We start from the raw sequence: 20,236 nt of genomic DNA on the forward strand, positions 1-20,236 counted from the left end.
GCCTCCCGGCAGGACCGCTCCCGGTCAGATCAGGCGGGAGACGGCGCGCAGGTCCGGCGCGCGCTCGCGCAGCCGGGCGAGGAGGTCGTCGGCTGCGGCGTGCAGCGCCTCGAGCGGCATGGGGTCGAGCCGCTCCAGCAGGAACAGGGCGCTCGTGGACTTCTCGGTGATGCGCGTGCGGACGCACTGGCGGTGGTTCCAGCGGCGGCAGGTGACGCCGAGGCCGTCGCGCCAGATCACCTCGCCGGGCTCGGGGTGCTCGACCGCCGGCGCGCCGCCGGACACCGTGTCGAACGGCTCGCTGCCGGTGGCCCGCACCAGGCGCGGCGGGCCGGCGTACGCGGCCAGGTCCTCGCCGCCGACCGGGAGGCGGTGCGCGACGGACACGGCGTTGTAGACGTCGACCAGGAGGTTGACCTCGGGCAGGCCCGCGGGGGCGCGGCGGATCAGGGCCTCGGCGCTGTTGCGCGTACGGCCCGGCTTGGCGCCGAACGCGCTGTAAGCCGAGCGCCAGGCGGCGATGTGGGGCTCCGCGGTGACGTCGAGGCCCTCGGCGGTCGCGGCGGCGTCGGCGAGCTGCCCCAGCGACCAGGGGTCGCTGGGGCCGGCGGGCAGCCCGTCCGCCGCGATCACCAGCACGGCGAAGTCGGGCCGCAGCGCGCGGACGGCCTCCTCGACGTGCACGCTCGCCGCCGCCGCTTCGAGATCCGGGTCCAGGGACATGGACGGGCCACCCTCCTGCAGTCGTCCTGCAGTCGTTTCATGTCGGTCATTTCAATACGCTCGACGGTAGCATCAAACGACCGGATCCCGGGAGGCGCGAAGATGACCGGCATGAGCGGGAACAGCGAAGCAACGGCGGACGCGGGCGAGCCCGGCGGCGACAGGTCCGTCATGGAGGCCGTCGCCGCCCGCGTGCGGGCCCTGCGCAAGGACCGGGGCTGGAGCCTGGACACCCTCGCCGCCCGGGCCCGGGTCAGCAAGGGCATGCTCGTCGCCCTGGAGAACGCCCGCTCCAACCCCAACCTCGCCACCCTGGTCCGCCTCTGCGACGCCTTCGGCGTCCCCCTGACCGAGCTGCTGCAGCAGCCCGCGGCGCCGCTGCTGCAGCCCACCGCCCCCGACGGCCAGCCGGTCCTGTGGAGCGGCCCGGACGGCGGCAAGGGGCTGCTCGTCACCGGAGCCGCCCCGCCCGTGGGCGCCGAGCTGTGGCACTGGCGGCTCGCCCCCGGCGAGGAGCACCGCAGCGAGGCCCACGTGCTCGGCACCGTGGAACTCATCCATGTCCTGCGCGGCACCCTCGCCGTCACCGCCGGCGGACAGGAGGTCGTCCTTCCGCAGGGGTACGGTCTCCGCATGGCGGGCGATCACCCCCACTCCTACGCGAACCGTACGGAGTCGGAAGTCGAGTACTCCGGGGTGGTGCTCGTACCGCCGCACGGCTGACCCCGCGTGGACGGCCGGAGCGCTCCGGCTGTGTCCACAGGCTGTGGGCAATGTCCCGGACGGCGCGCCGACGGGTCCCCGCTGCTCCTGGTATGCGGCCGATTGTCGCCTTCGCGCTCCCGTGCCGTGGCTGCGCCGGGAGCCTGTCGCCCGGTAGGCTTTCCGTGTGATCTTCAAGCGCATCGGAAACGGGCGGCCGTACCCCGACCACGGCCGGGAGAGCACCCGGCAGTGGGCGGACGTCGCCCCGCGCCCGGTGCGGCTCGACCAGCTGGTGACCACCAAGCAGCAGCTCGACCTGGAAACCCTGCTGGCCGAGGACTCGACCTTCTACGGCGACCTCTTCGCCCACGTCGTCAAGTGGCACGGCGACCTCTACCTCGAGGACGGCCTGCACCGCGCCGTGCGTGCCGCGCTCCAGCAGCGCCAGGTGCTGCACGCCCGCGTGCTCGAACTGGGCTAGCCGGGGCCGTTCGGAGGCTGTTTCCGGCCGTTGTTCGGCCTTTCGGGTTGGGGCGCGCGAACCCATTGATCATTTAGTAGGCAGCGGCCCTGCCCCGCACTACGCTGCGCCCATGAGCATGCTCACCCCTCCCGGCATGGGCAGGAAGTACCGCATTACGGGCAAGCGATTCCCGCACATGCGCCGCCCCAGAAACCGCCGCAGGATCGTGCTCGCCGCAGTCACCTCAACCGCCGCGTTCGCCCTGGCCGGATGGGGGACCTTCCAGCTCGTCGACGTCTTCACCGGGGGCCCGAGCGAGACCCGGGCCCACGGCGCGGGCGCGAAGGGCGGGAAGGGGGCTGAGGACGGCGACTGCAAGGCGGCGGACGAGGGCGAGGAGTCGAAACCGCTGCCACGGCCCTCCGACATCACCGTCAACGTCTACAACGCGACTCCGCGCGGCGGGCTCGCCAAGATCACCGCGGATGAACTCAAGAGCCGCGGCTTCAAGATCGGCAAGGTGGGCAATGCGCCCGCCCTCTACGACAAGAAGGTCGAGCAGGTGGGCCTGCTGATCGGTGCCCCGACGGCCGCGGAGGGGGCGCTGAGAGTCGTCGGCACCCAGATGGCCGGGGCCGAGGTCAAGAACGACCAGCGCACGGTCGACGAGGAGGTCGACCTGGTCATCGGCAACGAGTACAAGGAGCTCACGGGGCGGCAGGACGCCGACCGGGCCCTGACCGACATGGGCGTCGAACCGGGCGAGGCGCCCTCGGAGTCGCCTTCCTCGGGGCCTCCGTCGCCCTCGAAGGCGGCGTCACCTGCGCCGAAGCCCTCGAAGTGCTGAGGGGATGAGACCTGCGGCCCGGCATGACACCGCCGGTCTTCCACGTCGTGGAAGACCGGCGGAATGCGCGGTGACGGCCCGCGCGGGCGTCGGAGCCGGCGGCTAGCCCGCCGTGCCGTACATGCGGTCGCCCGCGTCGCCCAGGCCCGGGACGATGTAGCCGTTCTCGTTGAGGCGCTCGTCGACCGAGGCGGTGACCACGGTGACCGGGGCGCCCGCGAGCTCGCGCTCCATGATCTCGACGCCCTCCGGGGCGGCCAGCAGGCAGATCGCGGTGACGTCGTCGGCGCCGCGCTCGATCAGCTCGTTGATCGCCGCGACCAGCGTGCCGCCGGTCGCCAGCATCGGGTCCAGGACGTAGACCTGGCGGCCCGAGAGGTCGTCGGGCATGCGCGTGGCGTAGGTCTCCGCCTTGAGGGTCTCCTCGTTGCGGATCATGCCCAGGAAGCCGACCTCGGCGGTCGGCAGCAGCCGGACCATGCCGTCGAGCATGCCGAGACCGGCGCGCAGGATCGGCACCACGAGCGGGCGCGGGTGGGAGAGCTTGACGCCGGTGGTCGCCGTCACCGGGGACTCGATGTCCACCTGCTCGGTGCGCACGTCGCGCGTGGCCTCGTAGGCGAGCAGGGTGACCAGCTCGTCGGCGAGACGCCGGAAGGTGGGGGAATCGGTGCGCTTGTCGCGCAGGGTGGTGAGCTTGTGCGCCACCAGGGGGTGGTCGACGACGTGGATCCGCATGACATCGACATTAACCGAGCTTTCGGCCCCGAGCCGCCGCCGTGCGGCGTTCGACCGTCCGCCGCAGGTCTGCGGCGGTCTGTCGCCGCACTGGCATCAAACCACCACTTAGGGGGAAAGTGGGCACGTACGCCCGGTCTGTCGCTCCGGGCGTGGCCGGCGAAGCACTCGGCACGAGGTGGTCCTGCCATGGCTGAAGACGCCCCCGAGAAGCCCGACACGACGCGTGGCGCACCGGCGCCCGAACCCCCGGCCGGCGCCGAATCCGGCCCCGGGGACGAGGAGGAGGCGGACCGCCGCCGCAGACGCGCCCAGTTCCTGCGCGAGCTCAACGAGGCGAAAGAGCTCCGAGACCGCGTCCAGCCGCGCCGGGCGCGGGCCGCCCGGATGCGCCAGCAGATGCGGATGAGGACCTTCCGCTGGTGACGCGGCCGCCCGGACGGCGGTGCCCGCAGCGCCACGTGAGGCACATCTCTTCGGACTGCTGCACGACGCAGCGCGGAAGACCTCTCGCAGCGGCGAGGTTTCTGCCACGATTCCGAGTGGGCGGGGTGGTCCCCGTCCGGCCCGGCACCGCCTATGACCAGTGGGAGAGTCACGGTGTACTTCGCCGCACTGCTCGCGCGCACCGACGACGGATGGGAAGCGAGCGACACAGAACTCGACAACGTGGAAACCCTGGCCGACCTCGCCGACCTGGCCCGGGAGGCCTCCTTCGAGGACGACACGGTCCTCGCCCTCATCGAGCAGGAGGGCGCCTGGTTCGGCGTCGTCCGCGTCGACGGTGAGGACGATCCGCGCGTCTTCGTCTCGAACGCCGTCGTCGCGGGCCGCAGCTCGTACGGCGCGATGCTCGTCGACGAGCTGATCGGCCGCGACGACACCGACGCCGACGAGCTCGACGACCTCGACCTGGACGGCACGGAGGACGGCGAGCCCGACCCCGTGGAGGACGAGGCCGAGGGGGCGGACGCTGCGGAGCCGCGCCCGGACGGCCCGCTCGGTGACCATGAGCTCCTCTCCGACCTCGGCGTGGGCGGGAAGGAGCTGCTCGCCCTCGAAGGGGACGCCCTCAGCGAGATCGCCGACGCCCTCGGCTGCACGGACGTCCTGGAGGCCGTGCGCTGACGCCCGCCCGGGCTGATTCGCTCACACTGGTGCCATGAACGAAGCCGTCCGCGACCCAGGTACCTCCCGCGCCGCTCCGGCCGGGGAGGAGCACGACCCCGTACGCGCACCGTGGCTCGGCCCCATGCGGGCCGCACTGGCCGAGGCCGTACGGGCCCCCGCCACCGGCGACGTGCCGGTCGGCGCCGTCGTGCTGGGTCCGGACGGCTCCGTCATCGGCCGCGGCCGCAACGAGCGCGAGGCCACCGGCGACCCCACCGCCCACGCCGAGGTCCTCGCCCTGCGCGAGGCGGCGCGGGCCGTGGGCGAGTGGCGCCTGGCGGGGTGCACGCTGGTGGTGACGCTGGAGCCGTGCACGATGTGTGCGGGCGCGATCGTCCTCTCCCGCGTCGACCGCGTCGTCTACGGCGCCGTCGACGAGAAGGCCGGTGCGGCCGGCTCCCTGTGGGACGTCCTGCGCGACCGCCGGCTCAACCACCGCCCCGAGGTGATCCAGGGCGTCCTCGCGGGGGAGTGCGCGGGGCTCCTGACCGACTTCTTCCGCGGCCGCTGAGCGCCCCGGCGCCCCTGATGAGGAGCGTCACACCCCTTCGCCCCCGAACCGATTTCAGAGCACGGCCCACCGTCCGCTAAGCTCTCTCTCGGTAGCGTGTCCGAGCGGCCTAAGGAGCACGCCTCGAAAGCGTGTGTGGGGGCAACTCCACCGTGGGTTCAAATCCCACCGCTACCGCCAGCGACACCCCTTCGCCCGTGGAAACACGGACGGAGGGGTGTTCTGCTTTTCCCGGACGGGTTCCGGGGGCCTTCGGGGTGGGTGGTCAGTGTCTGATTTCCATCGGGATTCCGGTGGGGGTCGTGAAGTAGAGCCAGCGGTCGCCTGTCAGGGGGCCTTCCGTGATGGTCTCCGGGGTGCCGAGGAGGGTGACGCCCGGGGCCGTGGTCAGGTGTGCGGCGGCGGTGTCCACGTCGTCGACGTCGAAGGCGAGGTGCCGGCCGCCGATGTCGCTGTTGCGCGGCGGGGCGGCCGGGGTGCCGGGGGAGAGCACGATGCGGTCGGCGGGGCCGAAGCGCAGGACGGCGTCGCCCTCGGGGGTCCGGTGGGTCTCCTCGGCGCCCAGGACGTCCGTGAAGAAGGCGACGGCGGCGTCCACGTCGGCGACCGTGTGGGCGACGTGGTCCACGTGGGGTTCCGCGGGGCCGTCCGGCGGGAGCTGCAGCAGGCGCAGTGTCAGGCCCCAGGGAGTGTGGAAGTCGCCCGCTGTGACGCCGGGGACGCCGGCCAGGTGCCGCGCGGCGGCATCCGGGTCGCCGACGCGTACGGCCAGGCGGTGGTGGCCCGCGGTGCCGGCCGGCGGCGGGGTGGGGTTCTGATCGGGGTCCGTGTACTGGAAGAGCTCGATGCGGGTGACCGGGCCGAGGCGCAGCATCGCGATCCGGGCGACGGCGCGCGGGTGGACGCCGAGCTTGCGGCGCATCCAGTCGCCCTTGGCGTGGGCGATGGGGCCTTCCTCGTAGAGGAGTTGCGCGCCGAGGGCGTCGGTGAAGAAGGCGACGGCCCCGTCGAGGTCGGTCACCGTGAAGGCGTGGTGGTCGAGTCGGTAGGCGGTGCGGGCGGTACGGGCGGTGCCGGTGGGGCGTAGGCGTACCACCGGGATGACCCGGTCCGTGCGCTTCTCGAAGTCCGCGAACTGCGGCGATATCGCGACCTGCTCGGCGTAGAGGCGGTCGCGTTCGGCCGCTTCGGTGAAGACGGCCTCCACGTGGTGGGTGCGGCCCTCGTGCTCCACGGTGGCGACGGGGTTCGCGCGCAGGTTGCGGCACCAGGCGGGGTCGGTGCCGTCGCCTCCGTTGGCGGCGAAGACGACCCAGTCGCCGCCGTCGCGCAGGTATGTCGCCGGGGTGGTGCGGGGGAGGCCGCTGCGGCGGCCGGTGGTGGTGAGGAGGATCAGCGGGACGCCCTCGAAGTCACCGCCCACGCGGCCCGCGTGGGCGCGGAACTCCTCGATGATGCGCTGGTTGAAGGCGTTGGCGTTGCTGTCTGCGGCGCCGGGGGCCGGGGCGGGGGCCGGGGCGTGTGTCATGACGGGTCAGTCCTTTCCTGCGGACGAGGTGGCGAGCGCGCGAGCCGGTGCCGGGCGGCGGCGGGTCCTCAGTTCGTACGCGCACACGGCGAGTCCTGCGGCCACGACGGCCGCGCCCACGACCGGCGCCGCGCGCAGGCCCGCGCCGGACTGGACCGCCGCGCCGCCGAGCAGGCCGCCCGCGGCGATGCCGATGTTGAAGGCCGAGCTGTTGACGGACAGCGCGAGCGTCGGTGAGCCGACCTCGGCGGAGGTGACGATGATCGTGTTGAGGCCGGGCACGGTGCCGAAGTAGGCCAGGCCCAGCAGCAGGAGGGCGCCCGCGGTGAGCCAGGGGACGGAGGCCACCGCGGCCAGCAGGAGCAGCGCGCCCGTCACGGCGGCGAGGATCACGGTGAGGGACGGTACGAGGGAGCGGTCGGCCGCCTTGCCGCCGAGCGCGTTCCCGGCGACGCCGCCCGCGCCGTAGAGGAGCAGCAGCGCCGTGACGGCCTCTTCGCTGAAGCCGCTGACGTCCGTGAGCAGGGGCACCGCGTAGGTGAAGGCGGTGAAGACGCCGGCGCTGCAGAAGACGGTGATGGCGATGGCGCGCAGGACCCGGGGGCGGGCCAGGACGCGCAGTTCGGCGAGGGCGCTCCCGCCGCCCGCCGCACCACCGCCCGCCGCACCACCGTCCGCGGCGGGCAGCTGCGGCCCGGAAGGGAAGCAGCGGGCCAGCAGGGCGAGGCAGCCCAGGCTCATGGCCGTGATGGTCCAGAAGGTCGCGCTCCAGCCGAAGTGCTGGCCGACGAAGGTGCCCAGCGGCACGCCGAGGACCATGGCGAGGCCGAAGCCGAGGGTGATTTTGGCGCCGGCGGAGGCGCGCTGGCCGGGCGGGGCGAGTTCGCCGGCGGAGGTCAGGCAGAGGGCGAAGACCGTGGAGTGGGCGAAGGCGCTGACGAGGCGTCCGGTGACGAGGAGGGCGTACGAGCCGGCGGGGGCGGCGAGTGCGGCGATCACGTTGCCGAGGGTGAAGAGCGCCAGCATGCCCAGGAGGAGGGGCTTGCGCGGCAGCCGGCCGGTGGCCAGCGTCATCAGCGGGCCGACGACGACCACGACGGCCGCGTACACGCTCACCAGCAGTCCCGCCGCGGACAGCGAGACCCCGAGGTCGTCCGCGATGCGCGGCAGGATGCCCGCGATGACGGATTCCGCGGTGCCGATGCTGAAGGTGCACAGCATCATGGCCAGGATGGGCAGGGGCATGGTTCTCCGGGGGACGTGCCGGGGCGGCTGGGGCAACCGGGGCGGCTGGGGCAAGGAGTACGGGCCGGCGGTGCGTGGCGGGGGATCCACGCGCCGCCGGCCCGGGTCCGGGTGCCGAGGGCGGCCGCTACTCGCGGGCGCCGACGGGGGCGGGGAGGGCGTCGAGCTCGGCGATCTCGGCGGCGGTCAGCTCGACGTCGGCGGCCGCGGCGTTCTGCTCCAGGTAGGTGAGCGTCTTGGTGCCCGGGATCGGCACGACGTGCTCGCCCTGGGCCACGAGCCACGCCAGGGCGACCTGCGAGAGGGTGACGCCGTGGCGGTCGGCGATCGTGGCGACGGTGTCCACGATGGCCTTGTTGGCGGCCATGGCCTCCTCGGTGAAGCGGGGCATGGCGCGGCGCCAGTCGTCCTCGGTGAGGTCGGCCGGGTTGCTGAAGCGGCCGGTGAGCAGGCCGCGGCCCAGCGGCGAGTAGGGCAGGAAGGCGATGCCCTGCTCGTTGCAGTAGGGGAGGACCTCACCGAAGGAGTCGCGGGTGAACAGCGACGCCTCGGACTCGACGACGGCCACCGGGTGCACGGCCTGGGCGCGCTTGACGTCCTCCAGCGCGACCTCGGACAGGCCGATCGCGCCGACCTTGCCGGCGGCGACGAGCTCGGCGAGCGCGCCCCAGCTCTCCTCGACCGGGACGCCCGGGTCGATGCGGTGCAGCATGTAGACGTCGACGTGGTCGGTGCCGAGGCGCTTGAGGCTCGCCTCCAGGGCCGACTTCAGGTAGTCGGGGCGGCCGTTGAGGGACAGGCCGTTCTCGTCGAGGACCAGACCGCCCTTGGTGGCGAGCACGACCTGGTCGCGGCGCCCGGCGAGGGCCTTGCCGACCAGCTCCTCGTTGGTGAACGGGCCGTAGACGTCGGCGGTGTCCAGCAGCGTGACGCCCAGGTCGATCGCGCGGTGGATGACCTTGACGGAGGCGTCGTCGTTCCGGTTCTGCGGGTCGTAGGCGAAGGACATGCCCATCGTCCCCAGACCGATCCGGCCGACCTCCGGGCCGTTCTTCCCCAGCGTGGTGGTGCGCATCGTCGGACTTCCTCTCTGCCCCCGATCAGGAGCGTTTGAACTTTCAAGTAAAAATCTAGGCGGCTCGGGCGAGGCCCGCGACGCTGCCGGACCTGTTTGTCAGGTTCGTTTCCGCGGCCTCGCGAAGCGCATGGCCGGGCGTTCGACGCAGACGTAGAGCAGCCAGGCGCAGAGCAGGGCGGCGCCGGCCTCCAGGGCGAGGACGGCCAGGGCGAGCGGCGTGGGCAGGGCCCAGCGGGCGCCCATGCGGCCGCGCGCGAACTCCAGCAGCACCTGCTGAACCATGTAGAAGGCGAAGGACACCTCGCCCAGCCACAGCATCACCCGCCCGCGGAAGGGCGACCGCGTGCCGTTCACGTCGGCCACGGCGGCGGCCGGGATCAGCAGGGCGAACGGCGCGATCGTGATCGCGTTGATCGCGTACGGCGGCGGGACGAGCAGGGAGACGCCGTACGCCGCCACGGTCAGCAGGCCGGCCGGCAGCAGGCCCAGGGGGATCCAGCGGCCTTCGAGGACGATGCGCGCCATGAGGATGCCGAGCACGAAGTCCAGCAGGCGGGTGGCGGGCAGGATGTAGACCAGCCAGAACTGCGGCTCGGAGACCGCGTACGGCACCTCGATCACCGGCGAGCCGGGGACGAACAGGTCGGCGGCGAGCGCGACGGCCGCGACGGCGGCCACGGTGCCGCCCGCGTACCACCACAGCCGGTCCGCACGGATCCGCCGCACCAGCCGCACCCAGAACGGGAACGTCAGATAGAACAGCAGCTCGCACGAGAGCGACCAGCTGGGCGGGTTGACGCTGAAGTACACGTCGATGTCGTGGAACCAGGACTGCACCAGCAGCAGGTTCGGCACCGCCTGCGCCGCCCCGGTGGTGGAGGCCGCGATCAGCAGCAGGCCCAGGACCCACATCACCGCGTGGTTGGGGAAGATCTTGAAGAAGCGGCGGCGCCAGAAGGAGGCCGCGCGGTCGCCGGGGCGCGCCGACCACGTCATCACGAAGCCGCTGAGGACGAAGAAGAACGACACCCCCACCCAGCCCGCCCGGCTCAGCACCTGCCGGTACGTCTCCGCCGCGCCGCCGTCGGCGAACAGATCGGTCGCCACGTGCGGCAGCGACGCGTGGTACAGGAACACCAGCAGGGCGGCGATGAACCGCATGCCCGTCAGGGACGGAAGGCGCGAGCGGGAGAGAGGGGCGGTGGCGGGAGAGGCGGCGGGGGCCGGGGAGGCCGCCGGGGCGGCGGCCTCCCGTACCTCTACGCCGGGCTGTACGGTCACCGCTGATCAGCTCCCACCGGCTGCCGCGAGTCGGGCGCGGCAGGTCCGGCGGGCCCGGCAGGTCCGGCAGGCCCGGCGGCGGGCCCGGCGGACTCCGGCCGGCGGCGCGGGCGGCCGAAGCGCCGCATCGCGGGCCGCTCCACCAGCACGTACAGCAGCCATCCGAAGAGCAGGGCCAGCGCGAACGTCAGGGCCATGATGCCGAGGGCGCCCGGCGTGTCCCACGTCTTGCCGGCCGACGAGTCGGTCGCGGCGAGCCCCATCGGGCCGTACTGGAACACCAGGAAGTGCACGATGTAGAAGGCGAAGGACACCTCGCCCAGCCAGATCATCGGCCGGGTCGCGAACGGCGACCGCTCGCCCTTGGTGTCGGCCACCGCCGCGGCGGCGATCAGCAGGGCGATCGGCAGCGCCGTCGGCGCCACGAGTCCCCACGCGTCCGGCAGGAACACCATCAGCGCGTAACCGGCGGCCAGGAGGGCCAGGGCGGGCAGCTGCTTCATGCCGATCCAGCGGCCGGTCATCACGACGCGGGCCATCAGGATGCCGAGGGCGAAGTCCAGCACGCGGGTGGCGGGCAGGAAGTAGACGAACCAGTACCGCCACCACGAGACGGGCTGCCACGGGGAGTCGGGGCTGCCGGGGAGCAGCTGCGCGACGAGCGGCACCGCCACGAACGCGGCGATCACGATGCCCACCCACATCCACAGCCGCTCGGGCCGGATCTTGCGGATCAGGCCGTGCAGCAGCGGGAACGACAGGTAGAACAGCAGCTCGCAGGAGAGCGACCAGCTGGGGCCGTTGGTGCCCGCGAGGATGTCCAGCTGCGGCACCCAGCTCTGGACGAGGAAGAGGCTCGGCACGGTGTTGCCGGCCGTCACCGCCGTCCCCGCCCAGATCATCAGCAGCATGCCGGCGAGCCAGGTCACGAAGTGGTTGGGGTAGATCTTCGCCAGCCGGCGCCGGTAGAACCGCCGCGGGCTGTCCCCGGACTTCGCCGACCAGGTCAGGACGAAGCCGCTGAGAACGAAGAAGAACCCGACGCCGAGGTAGCCGGCGCGGCTGGTGTACTGCACGACCACGTCGTTGAGGGAGTCGTCGGCGAACAGCTTCGCGACGGCGGCGTGGGTGACGAAGACGAGGATCGCGGCGATGAACCGCATGCCCGTCAGGGAGGGGAGTCTGGAGGTTCCGGGAGTTTCGGACGGGGAGCCCGGTGGGCTCGCGGAGCTGTGCGGCTTCTGCGACACGGAGATGCCCTATCAGGAGGGGAGCTGGACCGACTGGCGGTGCCGGAAGACGTTCTTCGGGTCGTACTTCGCCTTCACCTTCTGCAGGCGGGCGTAGTTGTCCTTGTAGTAGAGGCGGGACCAGGGGACGTCCGAGGTGTTGAGCTTCGGATCGCTGATGTCGCTGTCCGCGTAGTTGACGTAGCAGCCGTCCGTGACCGCGTTCGGCACGGGCACGCCACCGGTCTCCGCGTACATGTCGCGGTAGAACTCGCGCAGCCACGCCTGGTTCTTCGCGTCGTCCGCCGGGTCGGTCCAGTACGTCTGGTAGAGCAGCTTGAGGATCGAGCTGCGCTGGGCGACGGGGGTCGCGTCGGGGGCGACCTCGTTGATGCGGCCGCCGAAGGACGTGGCGACCAGGCCGCCGTACTTGTTGGCGTAGTCGCCGCGGGTGAGGTGCTTCCAGATCGCGGCGATCTGGTTCTCCGGGAAGCCCTTCTTCATGTACGCGGACTTGTGCTCGCCGCGGAAGGTGGGGTTGGTCTGCAGCTCGCTGCTGGTGCCGATGTAGCGGGTGGCCTTGAGCCACGGGAGCCGCTTGGTGCTGGCGAACTCCGGCATGGCGCGCAGCTCGCCGACCTGCTCGCCGAGCTCCTGGTGCGCGACGCCGAGGGCCTTGTTCAGGCCGTTGAGGAAGTCGTTGACGAGCTTCTCGGCGTCCGGCACGCTGCCGTCCATCTGCAGCAGCATGCCGAGGGCGCCCGAGGACTTGTGGTTGAGGAACAGCCAGCTGCACAGGCCCGCGTAGGGCGAGTTCGCGCCGCTGTTCTTCTCGTGCCACTCGCCGTAGAACTTCACGAAGTCGGTGAAGCCGCGCTGGGTGACCTTCTCCCAGGGCCAGGAGGCGGCCGTGACGAGCACCTCGGCCGGCGGGTTCGGCAGCAGCTTCGAGGGGTCGGAGCCGGTGGCGCCGGGGGAGCGGAACCAGTAGCGGGTGATGACGCCGAAGTTGCCCCCGCCGCCGCCCGAGTAGCCCCACCACAGGTCGCGGTCGGGGTCGTTCTCCTCGCGCGTCGCGATGACCGCCTTGGCCTTGCCCGCGGCGTCCACGGTGACGACCTCGACCGCGTACAGGTGGTCCACGACCAGGCCGTGCTTGCGGGAGAGCATGCCGTAGCCGCCGCCCGAGGCGTGCCCGCCGATGCCCACGGCGTAGCAGACGCCGCCCGGGATGACGACGCCCCAGCCCTCGTAGAGCGTCTCGTAGACGTCCAGCAGGGTCGCGCCCGCCTCGACGGCGAACGCCTTGCGGTCGGTGTCGAAGTAGACGGCGTCCATCAGGGTCATGTCGAGGACGACCTCGACGTCGGGCCGGAAGACGAAGTCCTCGAAGCCGTGGCCGCCGCCGCGCACGGTGAGCGTCTTCTTGCCGTCGACCGCTTCCTGGACGGCCTTGACGACGTGCTCGGTGGTCGTGGGCAGCCGCACGGCGTCCGGCTTGCCGACCCAGCGCTGGTTGAAGCCGGTGATCAGGTCGCCGTAGCGGGCCTCGCCGCGCTTGACGGTGACGAGGTCGGTGCCCAGGGACAGGCGGCCCACCGCGCCCTTGTCGGCCGCCACGGCCGTGGCGCTGCCGAGCAGGCCCGGGACGGCCGCGGCGCCGACCGCCGCGCCGGCCGCTCCACCGGTCCGGGCGAGGAAGCCCCGCCGGCTCACCTTGCTCATGACGTTCCCGCTCCTCTTGTCGGTGTCGGTGTCGGTGTGGCTGCCGGTGCCGGTGCCGGTGCCGGTCAACGGACGCACTCCATCCGTTGCTCCTGCGGCAGTTCGGGGATCCGCGCGGGCAGCCGGCCGGTGGTCTGCGCGGGCAGGACGCGTACGGTCAGCAGCTCCAGGCCGGCCTCTGCGGCGCGTACGGTCAGGTGACAGTCGTGCGGCGCGAGCAGCAGTTCGCCCGGGCCCACGGGGCGGACGGTGCCGCCCGAGACGGCCTCGCCCCCGCCGGCGAGGACGTACAGGGCCTGCTCGACGCCCTCGGAGGGGCGGTGGGTGACGGTCGCGCCCGGGCCGAGCCGCAGCAGGTCGACGGCCTCGCACTCGCTGTGGAGCATGCCGCGCCGGGCCAGGCAGGCCCACTCGGCCGAGGGGCCCGCGGCGTTCAGGAAGCGGGCGGAGGCGTCCGCGCGCTGGACGATCACCGCGCCTCCCCGGCGGCCGCGGCCGCGGCCGGTACGGCGAGTTCGGCGTGGAAGAACTCCATGCCGTCGTGGTTGGCGGCGATCTCGGCGGTGGTGCCCAGCGGCAGCGTCAGGGCGGTGCCGGGAGTGAGCTCGACGGTCGTGCCGCCCGAGGCGGCCCAGCCGGAGCCGGAGAGAACGAAGACCGTGTGCTCGGCGCCGTGCGAGTGCAGCGTGCGCGTCGCGCTCGGCTCCAGCGCGTCGATCTCGACGATGCGCAGCGGGCCGGTGAAGACCCGGGCCGGGTCGACCGAGCCCTCGGCGCGCAGGTCGTGCAGTTCGGCGTTCACAGTCTTCTCCTCCGCCGCGCGCGGCGTGTCGCCCCGCAGCGCGTCGGCCGTGGGGGGTGCGAGCATTTCGATGACGAGCCAGTCCAGGTGGTCCTCGCCGGTGTTCCGCAGGCCGTGCACGGCGCCGGTCCCGGTGAGCAGGAGGGAGCCGGGGCGGGCGGGGTGCGCGGTGCCGTTCAGCAGGAACTCACCGCGGCCGGAGAGGATGAAGTAGATCTCCTCGGTACGGGTGTGCCGGTGTTCGCCGCTCACGCCGCCGGGCGGGATGCTGGCCCACTCCACGGCTTCCCAGTCGCCGCGCAGGTCGCGGCGGGTCGCCAGGCACTTCCAGTGGGTGAGGCCGGCCGCGCCGTGCACGCCGTGGATGTCGGCGGCGCCGGAGACGTCGGCGACGAGTGCGGCGGGCGCGGGCACGTCGGCCCCGGATGCGGGTGCGGGGGCCGCGGTGACCTCAGACACGGACGGCCTCCTGCGCGCTGCCGAGGCGGCGCAGGTCCTCGACGGCGACCGCGAGCTCGTCCTCGGTGACGTCGTTGACGAAGACCGCCTCGCCGATGCCGGCCGGGAGCGGCAGCCGCTGCTGCCCGTCGCGGTGGCGCACGGTGTCGGCCAGCGCCTCGGCCAGCAGACCCGGCTCCAGCAGGGCGTTCCAGCTGGGCAGTTCGAGAGACTGCATGACGGCCAGGATGCGGTCGCGCTGCCCGGTGCCGACCAGGCCGCGGCGCCAGCCGAGGACGGTCGTCAGCGCCATGTCGACGCACACCGCCTCGCCGTGCAGCAGGGCGGGCAGGGCGTGCATCTCGACGGTGGGGCTGAAGGTGTGGCCGTAGTCGACGACGCGCTCCAGCTCGGTCTCCCACAGGTTGGGCTGGAGCTCCTCCAGCATCCCGTGGATGGCGCGCTGGACGACCTCGGTCGCGGCGCGCTCCAGGGCGGGGGTGGTGCCCTGGAACTTCTCGTCCAGCAGCCGCGGGCCGTACTCCTCCAGCAGGTCGAACAGGCGCGCGTCCTTGATCAGGGCCATCTTGAGGATCTCGGCGAGGCCGTTGGCGATGTGCCGGCGGTCGACGGTGACCAGGAAGGAGCGGTCCAGGAGGGTGAGGGAGGACGCGAAGTAGGTGCCCAGCCGGTTCTTGTGGTTGTTGAAGTTCACGCCGGTCTTGACCCCGACACCGGCGTCCACGAGGCCGATGAGCGTGGTGGGGACGCGGACGACGGGCGTGCCGCGGCGGTAGAGGTTGGCGACCAGGCCCACGATGTCCATGAGCACGCCGCCGCCGATCACGACGATCGGCTCGCGCCGGCGGTCGATGCCGAAGGCGTCCAGGGCGCGCACGATCTCCGTGGCGGTGTCCAGGCTCTTGACGGTCTCGTCCGCCTGTACGGCGTGCAGCGCGTACTCGACGCCGTGGTGCTCGAAGTAGCTGCGGATGCGGTCGCCGTGCAGCGCGAGGACGTTGGCGTCGACGACGACGAAGCGGCGGATCCGCTCGGGGCGCTGCCCCGCGTGGCCGAGCAGCGCGGTGTTGTCGAGGCCGAAGGCGTCGGCGCACACCTGGATCTCGTAGTGCACGGGCATCGACGCGCTGACCTTCCAGGCGTCCACGCGGTCGCTCCGCGTCACGAGACCCGGCGTCGTCATGGGCGTTTCCATCACGTTCTCTCCCCCGAGGGTTCGGTGTCCTGCGGTGATTCGGTCCTGCTGCGAATCGGTCCCGCGGTGATTCGGTCCTGCGGTGATTCGGTCCTTGCGGTGAATCGGTTCCGCGGTGATTCGGGAAGTGATCGTGGAAGGCGGCGGGCGGCGCGGCCAAGCCCGTATCGCGTTGCTGTCAGATAGCAAAGGAGTTGTCAGGTAGGGCAATTGGGGAAGGTGACACTCCCGCGAATTCCTGACGATTGCGCGCCCCGGAATTGCCGGGGACGCTGCGTGCGCCGCAGAGTTCCGGTCCATGACAGGACCCCTGACCGCGACCCTCGACCGAACGGTCCGCAGTGGCGCGCCGGCCCGCCCGGCCGTGTCCGTATGGATCGAGGACGCCGGCCGAGCCCGGCTCACCCCCGACGCGCTGCGGCGGCTCGTCCACGACCGGCAGGTCACCGGCCTCGCCTGCGGCCCGCACGTCACCACGGAGGAGCTGCGCCGGGCCTGCGCCGCGCTGGCCGCCGCGGACGGCGGCCCGGTCTCCGCCGAGCTCACCGTGCGCGGCGCCGGCGACGCCGCCGAGCTGCTGGGCGAGGCGCGCGTCCTGCACGGGCTCGTCGCCCGCCCCGACCTGCTGGTGTGCGTGCCGGCCGCGCCCCGGGCGCTGCCCGCCGTGGCGGACATGCTGGCCGAGGGCATCGGCGTGCACGTGGCCTGGATCGGCTCGGCCGCCCGCTACGGGCGCGTCCTCGACGCCTTCCGCGCCGGCCTGGAGCGCGCCCGCGCCGCCGGGCTGGACCTCTCCCGCCTGCACACCGCCGCCTCGGTGCCCGTGCGCCGGATCGACGCCGTCGTCGACGCCCGGCTGGACGCGGTCGGCGGGCACGAGACGGCGGCGCTGCGCGGCCGGGCCGGGCTCGCCACCGCCCGCCTCGTCGGCCGTGCGCACCGCGACTTCCTCGCGTCGCCGCGCTGGCGCGCCCTGGCCGCGGCCGGTGCGCGGGAGCCCCGCCCTGTCTGGTCCCTCGGCGGTCCGCCCGTCCGCTCCGGCGAAAGTGACATTCTCTCCGGGCTCGCGGAACTCGCGGCACCGGGCGCGACCGTCGCCGTGCCCGAGGACGCACTCGGTGCGCTCGGCGGGCTGCAGGCGGTAACCCCGGCCGGGCCCGCGGGCGGCGGCCCGGATGACCTGCGCCACGAGGACGCGCGACGCACCCTCAGCTTCCTTGACTGGTACGGCATTTCCGCCGAGGATTCCGCGGCGTGCATCGAGCGGCGCGGTCTCGCACGAATGCTGCCGGGAATGTGATGCTGCGGGAAATGTGATGATGCCGGGAATCCGGCAGGGCAAGGAGTGACAAGGTGTGCGGCGCAGGCGTCATCAGCCTGCTGGCGGACGAGGGCGTCTCGCGCTGGCTGGACGGTGCCGGGTGGCACGAGCCCAACCCGCGCCGGCTGGCCCGGCTCGTCGACGACGGGCTGATCACCGGGCTGGCGCTGGGGCCCGAGCCGCTCACCCGCTCCCTGCGCCGGCGCACCCGCACCCCGTGGCCGGGCCGCCCCCTGCGCGAGGCCGGTCCGGCCGCCGAGGCGCTGCTCGCCGCCGAGGCCCGGCGCGCCTGCGACGTGCTGCTGCCCGTCCACGAGCGCACCGGCGGCCGCGACGGGCACGTCGCGGTGGAGGTCGGCCCCGCCGCGGACACGGCCACGGCGCTGCGCCTGTGGCGGGCCGTGGACCGGCCCAACGCCCTGGTCGCCCTGCCCGCCGGCCCCGAGGGGCTGGCCGCGGCCGCCGACTGCCTGGCCGAGGGCATCGGCGTGGACGTCGGCCCCGTGCTCTCGCCCGGGCACTACGACCTGGCGTCCGCCGCCTGGCTGGACGGCCTGCGCCGCGCCCGCCGCGCGGGCCGCGACCTCTCCGCGCTGCAGGCCGTCGTCTCGGTGCCGCTCGCGCCCGTGGACGCCGCCTTCGACGAGCAGCTGTGCCGCTCCTCGTCCGAGGCGGCGCAGGTGATGCGCGGGGAGGCCGCGCTGGCCTCGGCGCGGCTCGTCTTCCACCGCCACGAGCAGCTGCTGGCCGGGCGCGCCTGGCGCGAGCTCGCCTCCCACGGCGCCCGCCCGCACCGGATGCGCTGGACGGACACCGCCGTACGGACCCCGGGCGTCCCCGACACCCGCTACGTGGACGAGCTCGTCGCCTGGGACACCATCACCACCATGAGCCCGGCGACCCTGGAGGCCGTCGCCGAGCGCGGCAACCCGCGCGGCGACGCCGTCACCGGCCGGGGCCGCGCCGCCGCCCGGGTCCTGGACTCCCTGGAGATCCTGGGCGCCGGCTACGAGCACACCACGCGCGAGCTCGCCGAGCGCGCCGCGCGGCTGCGGTCCCTGCGCTGGAGCGAGCTGCTCGGCGCCGTCAGCGCCAGCAGCGGTGCCGCCTTCACCACGGTCTCCTCGAACTCCTCCGCCGCGTCGGAGAGGTCGACGATCGCGCCGCCCACCCCGTAGCGGACCCGGCCGGGGGTGACCACGGCCGTGCGGATGACGATGCTCAGGTCGGCGGCCCCCGTCAGGGAGAAGTACCCGAGGGCGCCCGAGTAGACGCCGCGCGGCCCGTTCTCCAGGTGGTCGATGATGCGCATGGTGCGCAGCTTCGGTGCGCCGGTCATCGAGCCGCCGGGGAAGGCGGTGCGGACGCAGTCCACGGCCGAGACGTCCGGGCGGAGCGCGGCCCGCACGGTGCTCACCAGCTGGTGCACCGTCGCGTACGTCTCCACCCGGAAGCTGCCGGACGCGTCCACGCTGCCGGTCTCGGCGCAGCGGCCCAGGTCGTTGCGGACCAGGTCGACGATCATCAGGTTCTCGGCGCGGTCCTTCTCGTGGCCGAGCAGATCGGCGCGCAGCGCCGCGTCCTCCTGCTCCGTGGCCCCGCGCGGGCGGGTGCCCTTGATGGGCCGCGACTCGGCCGTGCCGTCCGCGCCGACGCGCAGGAACCGCTCGGGCGAGGTGCTCAGCACCGACAGGTCGCCGAAGCGCAGCAGCGCGCCGAACGGGGCCGGGCTGAAGCGGCGCAGGTGCCGGTAGCCCTGCCAGGGGTCGAGGTCGCCGTGCGCCTCGGCCATGTTCGTCAGGCACACCTCGTAGGTCTCGCCCGCCGCGATCTCCTCCAGGCACTCGTCGATCAGGCCCAGGTAGGCGGAGCGGTCGTGGCGCAGGCGGGCCTGCGACAGGAGCGCCGGGGGACCGGTGTACGGGGTCTCCTCGCCGGCCGCGGCGTCGAGCCGGCGGGCGGTCGCGGCCAGCCAGGCGCGGGCGTCGCGCTCGTTCCCGCGTCCGTCCTCCACCCCGTCCTCGGCCAGGGCCAGCAGGTAGGTGGTGCCGGTCGCGTGGTCGAGGACGACGGCCCGGTCGGCGAAGACCATGTACGCGTCCGGCTCCTCCGAGCGGTGCACGGCCCGGCTGCCGCACTCGGCCTTCAGCTCGTAGCCCAGGTAGCCCACCCAGCCGAGCGCGAAGTCGAACGGCAGCTCCGGGACGCTCGCGCCGGTGGCGGCGAGGTCGCGGTCGAGCCACTCCAGGAACGCGCCCGAGACGATGTCGGTGACCGTGCCGCCGGCGGAGTGCACCGTGACCGTCGAGCTCCACACGTCGGCCTTCGCGACGCGGGCGAGCGGCCCCGAGGCGTCCCCCATGAAGGAGAAGCGGCCCAGCTCGCCGTCACGGCGGCTGCTGTCCAGCCAGAACGTGTGCGGATCGTGCGGATCGCCGCCGCCGAAGAGGCGGGCGTGGACGGTCTCGTCGTCCCAGCGAGTGGGCAGCTGCTCGGCGAGGACGCGCAGGCTGCGGCGGGGGTGGGCGGCGGCCGGTGGTGCCGGTTGCCGGGCCGGGGGTGCCTGCTGCGGCCGGGTGAGTGCGACCGAGGGCCGGTGCGCGGGCAGGCGCTCCTCCGACAGCCTGCGGAAGTTGGCCAGCAGCTCGATGCCGTAGTGGCTGCCCGCCGACTCGGGGTGGAACTGCACGCCCCACTGCGGCCGCTCCCGGTGCTCCAGGCCCATCAGCACCCCGTCGGGCGTCCAGGCCGTCGCCTTCAGCACGCCGGGCAGGTCGGTGACGGCGAGGGAGTGGTAGCGCACGACCTCGAAGGGCGAGGGCAGGCCGGCGAAGAGGCCGGTGCCGTCGTGCAGGACGGGGGAGGTGCGGCCGTGGTGCGGGCGCGGGGCCCGGCCCACGGTCGCGCCGTGCAGCATCCCGATGCCCTGGTGCCCCAGGCACACGCCCAGCAGCGGCAGGTCGGTGCGCTCGGCGATCGCGCGGCAGATCCCGAAGTCGGCCTCGCGCAGCGGGGTGCCGGGCCCGGGGGAGAGGACGACGTTGTCGAATTCCGCGAGGCGGTCGGGGTGCCAGTCCGGGTCGTCGTTGCGGACGACCTCCGGCGGCCGCCCGTTCACGCGGGCCAGGTAGTGGAACAGGTTATAGGTGAAGGAGTCGTAGTTGTCGATGAGCAGAGTGCGCACAATGAAGTCCGTGAAGAGAGTGCCGGGGTGAG

Annotated in this window: 19 protein-coding genes, 1 tRNA gene and 1 pseudogene; 9 read left to right on the top strand and 12 right to left on the bottom strand. The window is 73.3% G+C overall.

Features of this window, described 5'->3' with window-relative positions; genetic code table 11:
• Positions 1-24: 24 nt before the first annotated feature.
• Positions 25-723 (bottom strand): B3/B4 domain-containing protein, encoded by a 699-nt coding sequence (locus FGW37_RS17225; RefSeq protein WP_179081864.1) that lies wholly within the window; start codon positions 721-723, stop codon positions 25-27.
• Between the two features lie 111 nt (positions 724-834).
• Between FGW37_RS17225 and FGW37_RS17230 the strand changes: the two genes are divergently transcribed.
• The 3 genes from FGW37_RS17230 to FGW37_RS17240 all read left to right on the top strand — a co-directional run bounded on the left by FGW37_RS17230 (position 835) and on the right by FGW37_RS17240 (position 2,738).
• Positions 835-1,446 carry a helix-turn-helix domain-containing protein gene (locus tag FGW37_RS17230; protein ID WP_179081865.1) on the top strand — a complete coding sequence of 204 codons (612 nt, stop codon included), beginning with the start codon at positions 835-837 and terminating at the stop codon, positions 1,444-1,446.
• Between the two features lie 166 nt (positions 1,447-1,612).
• Positions 1,613-1,909: a type II toxin-antitoxin system VapB family antitoxin gene (locus FGW37_RS17235; RefSeq protein ID WP_030368795.1), complete on the top strand. Its 297-nt coding sequence runs from the start codon at positions 1,613-1,615 to the stop codon at positions 1,907-1,909.
• A gap of 112 nt (positions 1,910-2,021) precedes the next feature.
• Complete coding sequence (locus FGW37_RS17240) at positions 2,022-2,738, top strand: LytR C-terminal domain-containing protein (protein ID WP_179081866.1); 717 nt, start codon at positions 2,022-2,024, stop codon at positions 2,736-2,738.
• Between the two features lie 102 nt (positions 2,739-2,840).
• Here FGW37_RS17240 and upp read toward each other — a convergent pair whose 3' ends face one another.
• Positions 2,841-3,476: a uracil phosphoribosyltransferase gene (upp, locus tag FGW37_RS17245; protein ID WP_179081867.1), complete on the bottom strand. Its 636-nt coding sequence runs from the start codon at positions 3,474-3,476 to the stop codon at positions 2,841-2,843.
• A gap of 189 nt (positions 3,477-3,665) precedes the next feature.
• Here upp and FGW37_RS17250 point away from each other — a divergent pair, with 189 nt between their 5' ends.
• The 4 genes from FGW37_RS17250 to FGW37_RS17265 all read left to right on the top strand — a co-directional run bounded on the left by FGW37_RS17250 (position 3,666) and on the right by FGW37_RS17265 (position 5,337).
• Positions 3,666-3,902 (top strand): hypothetical protein, encoded by a 237-nt coding sequence (locus FGW37_RS17250; protein ID WP_179081868.1) that lies wholly within the window; start codon positions 3,666-3,668, stop codon positions 3,900-3,902.
• A gap of 174 nt (positions 3,903-4,076) precedes the next feature.
• The gene (locus FGW37_RS17255; protein ID WP_179081869.1) at positions 4,077-4,604 is read left to right on the top strand and encodes a tRNA adenosine deaminase-associated protein; all 528 of its coding nucleotides are present in this window, start codon (positions 4,077-4,079) and stop codon (positions 4,602-4,604) included.
• 34 nt (positions 4,605-4,638) lie between these two features.
• Positions 4,639-5,157, top strand: a complete 519-nt coding sequence (gene tadA / locus FGW37_RS17260; protein WP_179081870.1) for a tRNA adenosine(34) deaminase TadA — start codon at positions 4,639-4,641, stop codon at positions 5,155-5,157.
• A 90-nt stretch (positions 5,158-5,247) separates the two neighbouring features.
• A tRNA-Ser gene (locus tag FGW37_RS17265) sits at positions 5,248-5,337 on the top strand.
• A gap of 85 nt (positions 5,338-5,422) precedes the next feature.
• Here FGW37_RS17265 and FGW37_RS33335 read toward each other — a convergent pair.
• From FGW37_RS33335 to FGW37_RS17315, 9 genes are all read right to left on the bottom strand, one after another.
• Positions 5,423-6,685, bottom strand: coding sequence for a nitroreductase/quinone reductase family protein (locus tag FGW37_RS33335; RefSeq protein ID WP_246430418.1), 1,263 nt, complete (start codon positions 6,683-6,685; stop codon positions 5,423-5,425).
• A gap of 6 nt (positions 6,686-6,691) precedes the next feature.
• Positions 6,692-7,930 carry an MFS transporter gene (locus FGW37_RS17280; protein ID WP_179081871.1) on the bottom strand — a complete coding sequence of 413 codons (1,239 nt, stop codon included), beginning with the start codon at positions 7,928-7,930 and terminating at the stop codon, positions 6,692-6,694.
• A gap of 127 nt (positions 7,931-8,057) precedes the next feature.
• Positions 8,058-9,005 carry an aldo/keto reductase gene (locus FGW37_RS17285; RefSeq protein WP_179081872.1) on the bottom strand — a complete coding sequence of 316 codons (948 nt, stop codon included), beginning with the start codon at positions 9,003-9,005 and terminating at the stop codon, positions 8,058-8,060.
• Positions 9,006-9,104: 99 nt separating this feature from the next.
• On the bottom strand, positions 9,105-10,289 hold the full coding sequence (locus FGW37_RS17290; RefSeq protein WP_246430419.1) for an acyltransferase family protein: 1,185 nt from the start codon (positions 10,287-10,289) through the stop codon (positions 9,105-9,107).
• A complete protein-coding gene (locus FGW37_RS17295) occupies positions 10,286-11,452 on the bottom strand; it encodes an acyltransferase family protein (protein ID WP_179081873.1) in 1,167 nt (388 codons plus the stop codon). The genes FGW37_RS17290 and FGW37_RS17295 overlap by 4 nt, the downstream gene beginning before the upstream one ends.
• A gap of 99 nt (positions 11,453-11,551) precedes the next feature.
• Positions 11,552-13,312 carry an FAD-binding oxidoreductase gene (locus FGW37_RS17300; protein WP_343067119.1) on the bottom strand — a complete coding sequence of 587 codons (1,761 nt, stop codon included), beginning with the start codon at positions 13,310-13,312 and terminating at the stop codon, positions 11,552-11,554.
• Positions 13,309-13,716 (bottom strand): cupin domain-containing protein, encoded by a 408-nt coding sequence (locus tag FGW37_RS17305; RefSeq protein ID WP_218650589.1) that lies wholly within the window; start codon positions 13,714-13,716, stop codon positions 13,309-13,311. Before FGW37_RS17305 ends, FGW37_RS17300 begins: the two co-directional genes overlap by 4 nt.
• A complete protein-coding gene (locus tag FGW37_RS17310; RefSeq protein WP_246430420.1) occupies positions 13,713-14,504 on the bottom strand; it encodes a cupin domain-containing protein in 792 nt (263 codons plus the stop codon). The genes FGW37_RS17305 and FGW37_RS17310 overlap by 4 nt, the downstream gene beginning before the upstream one ends.
• Positions 14,497-15,687, bottom strand: a complete 1,191-nt coding sequence (locus FGW37_RS17315) for a sedoheptulose 7-phosphate cyclase (protein ID WP_179081874.1) — start codon at positions 15,685-15,687, stop codon at positions 14,497-14,499. The genes FGW37_RS17310 and FGW37_RS17315 overlap by 8 nt, the downstream gene beginning before the upstream one ends.
• A 310-nt stretch (positions 15,688-15,997) precedes the next feature.
• Between FGW37_RS17315 and FGW37_RS17320 the strand changes: the two genes are divergently transcribed.
• Together FGW37_RS17320 and FGW37_RS33340 are read left to right on the top strand one after the other, a co-directional pair.
• Positions 15,998-16,999, top strand: a complete 1,002-nt coding sequence (locus tag FGW37_RS17320; protein ID WP_179081875.1) for a transaldolase family protein — start codon at positions 15,998-16,000, stop codon at positions 16,997-16,999.
• Between the two features lie 317 nt (positions 17,000-17,316).
• Positions 17,317-18,039 (top strand): annotated as a pseudogene (locus FGW37_RS33340) (transaldolase family protein); the annotation flags it as partial.
• On the opposite strand, the gene pabB reads toward FGW37_RS33340, so the two are convergent.
• Positions 18,027-20,204, bottom strand: coding sequence for an aminodeoxychorismate synthase component I (pabB, locus tag FGW37_RS17325; protein WP_179081876.1), 2,178 nt, complete (start codon positions 20,202-20,204; stop codon positions 18,027-18,029). The pseudogene FGW37_RS33340 and the gene pabB sit on opposite strands and share 13 nt — an antisense overlap.
• Between the last annotated feature and the right edge of the window lie 32 nt (positions 20,205-20,236).

This window comes from Streptomyces rectiverticillatus (genome assembly GCF_013394065.1).
GTDB classification, from domain to species: domain Bacteria; phylum Actinomycetota; class Actinomycetes; order Streptomycetales; family Streptomycetaceae; genus Streptomyces; species Streptomyces rectiverticillatus.

What these genes read in the sequence shown, in the direction of transcription:
- FGW37_RS17225 (WP_179081864.1), bottom strand. Translation starts at nt 723, where the DNA reads ATGTCCCTGGACCCGGATCTCGAAGCGGCGGCGGCGAGCGTGCACGTC.
- FGW37_RS17230 (WP_179081865.1), top strand. Translation starts at nt 835, where the DNA reads ATGAGCGGGAACAGCGAAGCAACGGCGGACGCGGGCGAGCCCGGCGGC.
- FGW37_RS17240 (WP_179081866.1), top strand. Translation starts at nt 2,022, where the DNA reads ATGAGCATGCTCACCCCTCCCGGCATGGGCAGGAAGTACCGCATTACG.
- upp (WP_179081867.1), bottom strand. Translation starts at nt 3,476, where the DNA reads ATGCGGATCCACGTCGTCGACCACCCCCTGGTGGCGCACAAGCTCACC.
- FGW37_RS17250 (WP_179081868.1), top strand. Translation starts at nt 3,666, where the DNA reads ATGGCTGAAGACGCCCCCGAGAAGCCCGACACGACGCGTGGCGCACCG.
- tadA (WP_179081870.1), top strand. Translation starts at nt 4,639, where the DNA reads ATGAACGAAGCCGTCCGCGACCCAGGTACCTCCCGCGCCGCTCCGGCC.
- FGW37_RS33335 (WP_246430418.1), bottom strand. Translation starts at nt 6,685, where the DNA reads ATGACACACGCCCCGGCCCCCGCCCCGGCCCCCGGCGCCGCAGACAGC.
- FGW37_RS17280 (WP_179081871.1), bottom strand. Translation starts at nt 7,930, where the DNA reads ATGCCCCTGCCCATCCTGGCCATGATGCTGTGCACCTTCAGCATCGGC.
- FGW37_RS17285 (WP_179081872.1), bottom strand. Translation starts at nt 9,005, where the DNA reads ATGCGCACCACCACGCTGGGGAAGAACGGCCCGGAGGTCGGCCGGATC.
- FGW37_RS17295 (WP_179081873.1), bottom strand. Translation starts at nt 11,452, where the DNA reads ATGCGGTTCATCGCCGCGATCCTCGTCTTCGTCACCCACGCCGCCGTC.
- FGW37_RS17315 (WP_179081874.1), bottom strand. Translation starts at nt 15,687, where the DNA reads ATGACGACGCCGGGTCTCGTGACGCGGAGCGACCGCGTGGACGCCTGG.
- FGW37_RS17320 (WP_179081875.1), top strand. Translation starts at nt 15,998, where the DNA reads ATGACAGGACCCCTGACCGCGACCCTCGACCGAACGGTCCGCAGTGGC.